We start from the raw sequence: 437 nt of genomic DNA on the forward strand, positions 1-437 counted from the left end.
CTTGTAATTCGTCTGGAATTATCAGATCACCGCCGTGGTCACCGCAGCATTTCGGATTACCTATTTCTATCCGAATAAATGAATACCAATAATTCTCATTAAAAAATTACAATAAAAAACTTAAAATTTTTTTCGCGAGTACCTAAAAAGAGAGGTGATTCGCATTTTATTGAAAGAAAACTACGTACAATCCAGAAGTTAAAGTGCTCGTAGCTAGGTGTTCAACTGCTCAGTAACACCAAAAAATGACGATAATAACGACATTTTCATCCAGGGATTTGGGTGTTTTATAGAAAAATAACCAATAAAAAGGGAATAAAACCTAGCAGTTTGACTTGCATCAAGCATGAATTTTTTTCATAGAGCAAAATCGTGCCCAGCAAATCTATCCCTAAGGAGGCAGATGTGGATATTATCAAGACCGATGTGGCCATCAT

It is taken from the genome of Aeromonas sp. HMWF017 (genome assembly GCF_003061465.1).
GTDB lineage: Bacteria > Pseudomonadota > Gammaproteobacteria > Enterobacterales > Aeromonadaceae > Aeromonas > Aeromonas veronii.